5 protein-coding genes are annotated in these 4,759 nt (G+C 52.8%); 3 read left to right on the top strand and 2 right to left on the bottom strand.

From position 1 onward, the window contains the following. On the bottom strand, positions 1 to 212 hold a 212-nt coding region (locus VF260_13600; GenBank protein ID HEX7058218.1), incomplete at its 3' end, for an RCC1 domain-containing protein. After that, the gene (locus VF260_13605; GenBank protein HEX7058219.1) at positions 173 to 1,066 is read right to left on the bottom strand and encodes an AraC family transcriptional regulator; all 894 of its coding nucleotides are present in this window, start codon (positions 1,064 to 1,066) and stop codon (positions 173 to 175) included. The genes VF260_13605 and VF260_13600, both read right to left, overlap by 40 nt. Positions 1,067 to 1,233: 167 nt before the next feature. Here VF260_13605 and VF260_13610 point away from each other — a divergent pair, with 167 nt between their 5' ends. The 3 genes from VF260_13610 to VF260_13620 form a co-directional block, all read left to right on the top strand. Continuing rightward, the gene (locus tag VF260_13610) at positions 1,234 to 2,415 is read left to right on the top strand and encodes a galactokinase (GenBank protein ID HEX7058220.1); all 1,182 of its coding nucleotides are present in this window, start codon (positions 1,234 to 1,236) and stop codon (positions 2,413 to 2,415) included. Next, positions 2,412 to 3,989, top strand: a complete 1,578-nt coding sequence (locus VF260_13615) for a UDP-glucose--hexose-1-phosphate uridylyltransferase (protein HEX7058221.1) — start codon at positions 2,412 to 2,414, stop codon at positions 3,987 to 3,989. Before VF260_13610 ends, VF260_13615 begins: the two co-directional genes overlap by 4 nt. A gap of 105 nt (positions 3,990 to 4,094) precedes the next feature. Beyond that, positions 4,095 to 4,759: TrpB-like pyridoxal phosphate-dependent enzyme (locus VF260_13620; GenBank protein ID HEX7058222.1), on the top strand; the 665-nt coding region annotated here is incomplete at its 3' end.

The following is a 4,759-nucleotide window of genomic DNA, read 5'->3' on the forward strand; positions in this document are numbered from 1 at the left end:
TTCGTCGCCATATGAACATTTCCCGCCGCGATCGCCACAATATTGCGCCAGCCGCTAACATCGCATTGGCCATACCGATTGTTACCCACAGCCACCACCGTGCCGTCCGCTTTAAGGCCGACGGTATGGCGGCAGCCCGCAGCTATGGCATGTTTGGGCCACTGTTTTAACTTTAACGCGAACGTGGTTTCTTTCGGCGAGATGCGGTCCATGTTTTTCCTCCCTGGACGGCTTTGCGGTAAGCGGCCGGCGACTCGCCGTAAAACCGCTTGAATTGTTTGGAAAAGTACAGCGCATCCTGAAAACCGACAGAAGCGGCGATCTGCCCGATGTTCAACTCGTTGCGCTCGCGCAGCAGTCTGCGGGATTGCTCCAGGCGGAATTTCAGCAAGTAATGGGAAGGAGATTCCCCGGTCGCTTTTTTAAACATGCGGGAAAGATAGCCTCTGTTATAACCAAGACTTTCCGCCATCTGTTCGATGGAAATATTTTGCGCGAATTGCGTAGTTAAGTAATCTACCGCTTGCTTTACGATTTGCTGGATGTCCATCATACGCGCATCCGGATCAAGAGCGGTTTGCGCTTCGCCTAACGCCGCCGCAATCAGGCACAAATGACCGCAAGCCTTCATATCCGCCAGCCTGCCGCGCGTTCGAAACGCGGTGATAATAGCGCGGATCAGCGAAGCGATCTTCGCAGGTCCGCCGCGTATGACGGGGGGATGCGTGATGCCCGCCTTTTGGACCAATTCATCCGCTTGCTCGCCATGAAAAGCAACCCAGCAATACCGCCACGGATTCGTTTTGTCGGAGCGATAGCTTACCAGCTTTCCGGGTTCGATCAAAAAACTGTCGCCGGCTTGCAGCGTATAGGCCGATTGTTCCGTGGAAAACTCGCCGCCGCCGGCGATAATATAGTGCAGCAAGTAATACTCGTACACTTTTGGACCAAGTTTATGCAGCGGCTTTGTTTGGCTTTCTCCGGCAAACAGCACGTTTAACCCCAGCCTGTTTGCTTCGTTTGCCTGCGGATTTGTGGCGACCCGATACGATGGTTTGCCAGGCATACATTCACCTTCAACGAATAAGCTGTTATCGCTATTGTACCATGTTTGAAAAGGCGGCGGCAGCGAAAAGGACACAATAATCCATATTTCGCAAACTTTTTTCCCTACTGCTGTTTCGTTTCGTTTCTTATACTGGAAATAGCATGACGAAAAGCGAGGGAGCCTTTATGGAAGCACATTTGTCCGGTCTTAAAAAGAAATTTTGCGAAATTTATGGTGATTCGGCTCAATCCATCCGGTTTTTTTACGCGCCGGGCAGGGTGAATCTGATCGGGGAACATATCGATTATAATGGCGGGTATGTTTTGCCTGCGGCGCTGACCGCCGGAACAACGTGCCTGATTCGCCCCCGTGCGGACGGCAAATTCGGATTTTTCTCCACCGGTTTTTCCGAGCATGGCGTTTTGGCGAGTGAAGAGTTGATTTACCGCGCCGAAGACGATTGGATGAATTATCCGAAAGGCGTCATCGCCACATTTCGCGAACAGGGCTACGCAATCAACAGCGGATATGACATGCTGTTCTCCGGCAATATTCCGAACGGCGCGGGGCTGTCGTCGTCGGCATCGATCGAGGTTGCGTGCGCTTTTGCGCTTGCCGCCATGGAGAAACATGGGCTCAATCGGACGGATTTGGCGCTCCTGGCCCAACGTACGGAAAACCGTTTTGTCGGGGTTAACTGCGGAATTATGGACCAATTTGCCGTTGCCAACGGAAAAAAAGATCATGCCGTTTTGCTTAAGTGCGACAAACTGGAGTTCAGCCATATTCCCGTTCCGCTGGGCGAATACAAGCTGGTTGTGGCCAACACGAACAAGCGCAGAGGGCTGGTCGACTCCAAATATAACGAGCGCCGCAGCGAATGCGAGACGGCATTTGCGGTTTTGCGCAACGCGTACCCGCACATCGCTTGCCTTGCCGAGCTAACCCCGGAGCAGCTGGACGCATCCGCGCATTTATTGCCGAGTGAATCGGTGAAAAAACGCGCCAAACACGTTGTGGAAGAAAACAATCGCGTGCTGACAAGCGTCAAACTGCTCGAACAGGGGAATTTGCCCGAATTCGGAAAATTGCTGAACGCGTCGCATGTGTCGCTGCGCGATTTATTTGAAGTTAGCTGCCGCGAGCTTGACGTCATGGTGGAAGAGGCGTTGCGGATCTCCGGGGTTCTCGGTTCGCGCATGACCGGAGCGGGCTTTGGCGGCTGCACGGTTTCCGTTGTGCATCGCGATGCGGTGGAGCAATTTGCCGCGGAAGTGGGCGCAAAATACAAGGAACGCACTGGGCTTGCAGCAAGCTTCTACGATTTTGGCATTGGCGACGGCGTGAAGGAGCTGGAGCTTGCATGAGCGCAAACACAGACGCGGCAATCACGGGCTTGGTGAACTTTGCGCTTAGGCAAGGGCTTGCGGAACAGGAAGACAGGGATTTTTGCCGGAACGCTTTATACGCGCTTCTGCAATTGCCTCCCCCTGTTGAAGAAGCGGATGATTTGTTTGCCGGCGAGCGCGCGCCGCACGCCATGTTGCAGTTGCTAATCGCCGATGCGGAAAAGCGCGGTTTGCTGCCGTTTCCGGGGGTAACCGGACAAGATTTGCTCAACGCGAAAATGATGGGAGCGCTTCTGCCGCGTCCTTCGGAAACGATCCGTACATTTTGGAATATTGCCGAAAAAAGCGGGATCGCGGCGGCAACATCCTGGTTTTATCAATTTTGCATCGACGCCAATTATATCCGCATGGATCGTATCGGCCGCAATATCGCCTGGGAACATGAATCCGCGTACGGCAAGCTGAAAATCACGATCAATCTGTCCAAACCGGAAAAAGATCCGGCGGAAATTGCCCGGTTGGCCAAGGAAAAACCGGCTTCGGCGTATCCCAAATGCTTGTTGTGCCGGCAAAACGAAGGCTATGCCGGCAACGCGCATCATCCGGCGCGGCAAAATCTGCGTCTGATTCCGCTTCAATTGCAGGGTGAAACATGGTATTTTCAATTTTCGCCGTATGTGTATTATCACGAGCACAGCATCGTGCTTTCCGCACGCCATGAACCGATGCGGTTGACGCAAACATCGTTTCGCCGTCTGCTGGAATTCGTCGAACAATTTCCGCATTATTTCATCGGTTCCAATGCGGATTTGCCAATCGTTGGCGGCTCCATTTTGACGCACGACCATTATCAGGCGGGAAGACACCATTTTCCGATGGACGTAGCGCCGGTGGAGGAGCGATTCATCCATCCCGCGTTTCCCGGCGCGACTTTGGGCATTTTGCGTTGGCCGATGTCGGTTGTGCGAATTGCCGCAAACGATAAAGAAAAAGCGTGCGCTTTGGCGTATCATTTGCTTTCCTGTTGGCGTAAATATGATGATCCGGCGGCGCAAATCGCTCATCAGACAGTCATGAACGGCGAACAGATTCCGCATAACACGGCGACGCCGATCGTCCGCAAAAACGAAAGCGGGAAATTCGAGTTCGATCTGGTGCTTAGAAACAACCGCTGCAACGGCGAACATCCGGAAGGCATTTTCCATCCGCACCGCCATTTGCATCATATCAAGAAAGAAAATATCGGATTGATCGAAGTGATGGGCCTCGCGGTTTTGCCGGGCAGATTGCAGCGGGAGCTGAAAGCGATCGCCGAAATTTTGCAAGCGCCGGAAAAGTGGACGGGCTCTATCCCCGATGATGATCCGTTGGCCAAGCATGCGGAATGGATTGACGAATTGCTGGCCGCACAAACCGGTCCTTTATCCGCGGATCAGGCTATGGCTGTGTTAAAGGCAAGTGTCGGCGAAAAATTCGCCGCCGTATTGGCCGACGCCGGAGTGTTCAAACGGACAAAAACGGGCAAGCAGGCGTTCATGCGCTTTTTGGAATCGGCCGGTTGCCAAACTGTCCAAGCCTCAAGAGAAAGTTAACAAATACTGGTTTATTCTTGCTTTGCCGCAGAAAAAGGATTTTGCGTTTCCGCAACGAATCAATATGTTGCGGGATTTTTATTTTAGAATCAGGAGTGAAGGAAAATGGTGGATAAGAAAATCATGCTTACGGAAAGCGAAATCCCCACACATTGGTACAATGTCATGGCGGACATGCCGAATCCGATACAGCCGCCGATCAACCCGGCCACCGGAAAACCCGCCGGACCGGATGATTTTGCGGCGATTTTTCCAAAATCGTTAATCGCCCAGGAGATGAGCCAGGAACGCTTAATCGAAATTCCGGAAGAAGTTCGCGAATTGTATAAAATCTGGCGGCCAACGCCTTTGGTGCGAGCAGTTCAATTGGAAAAAGCGCTGGATACGCCTGCGCATATTTACTACAAATACGAAGGCGTAAGCCCGGCAGGCAGCCATAAGCTGAACACGGCCATTCCGCAAGTGTACTACAACAAGATGGAAGGAATCAAACGAATCGCAACGGAAACCGGGGCCGGGCAATGGGGCTCGTCGGTCAGCATGGCCTGCAAGTTTTTCGGTTTGGAATGCACGGTGTATATGGTAAAAGTCAGCTATTCGCAAAAACCTTACCGCCGCATTTTGATGAATACGTTTGGCGCGGAAGTGATCGCAAGCCCCTCCGACCGCACGGAGTCCGGCAAAGCGGTTTTGGCGCAAAATCCCGATTCGCTGGGTTCGCTAGGCATCGCCATCAGCGAAGCGGTGGAAGACGCGGCGAAGCGAAGCGA

This window comes from Bacilli bacterium, assembly GCA_036381315.1.
Lineage (GTDB): Bacteria > Bacillota > Bacilli > Paenibacillales > KCTC-25726 > DASVDB01.

Excerpts from the sequence above, each read along its gene's own strand:
- VF260_13615 (HEX7058221.1), top strand. The coding sequence starts at position 2,412 with ATGAGCGCAAACACAGACGCGGCAATCACGGGCTTGGTGAACTTTGCG.
- VF260_13610 (HEX7058220.1), top strand. The coding sequence starts at position 1,234 with ATGGAAGCACATTTGTCCGGTCTTAAAAAGAAATTTTGCGAAATTTAT.
- VF260_13605 (HEX7058219.1), bottom strand. The coding sequence starts at position 1,066 with ATGCCTGGCAAACCATCGTATCGGGTCGCCACAAATCCGCAGGCAAAC.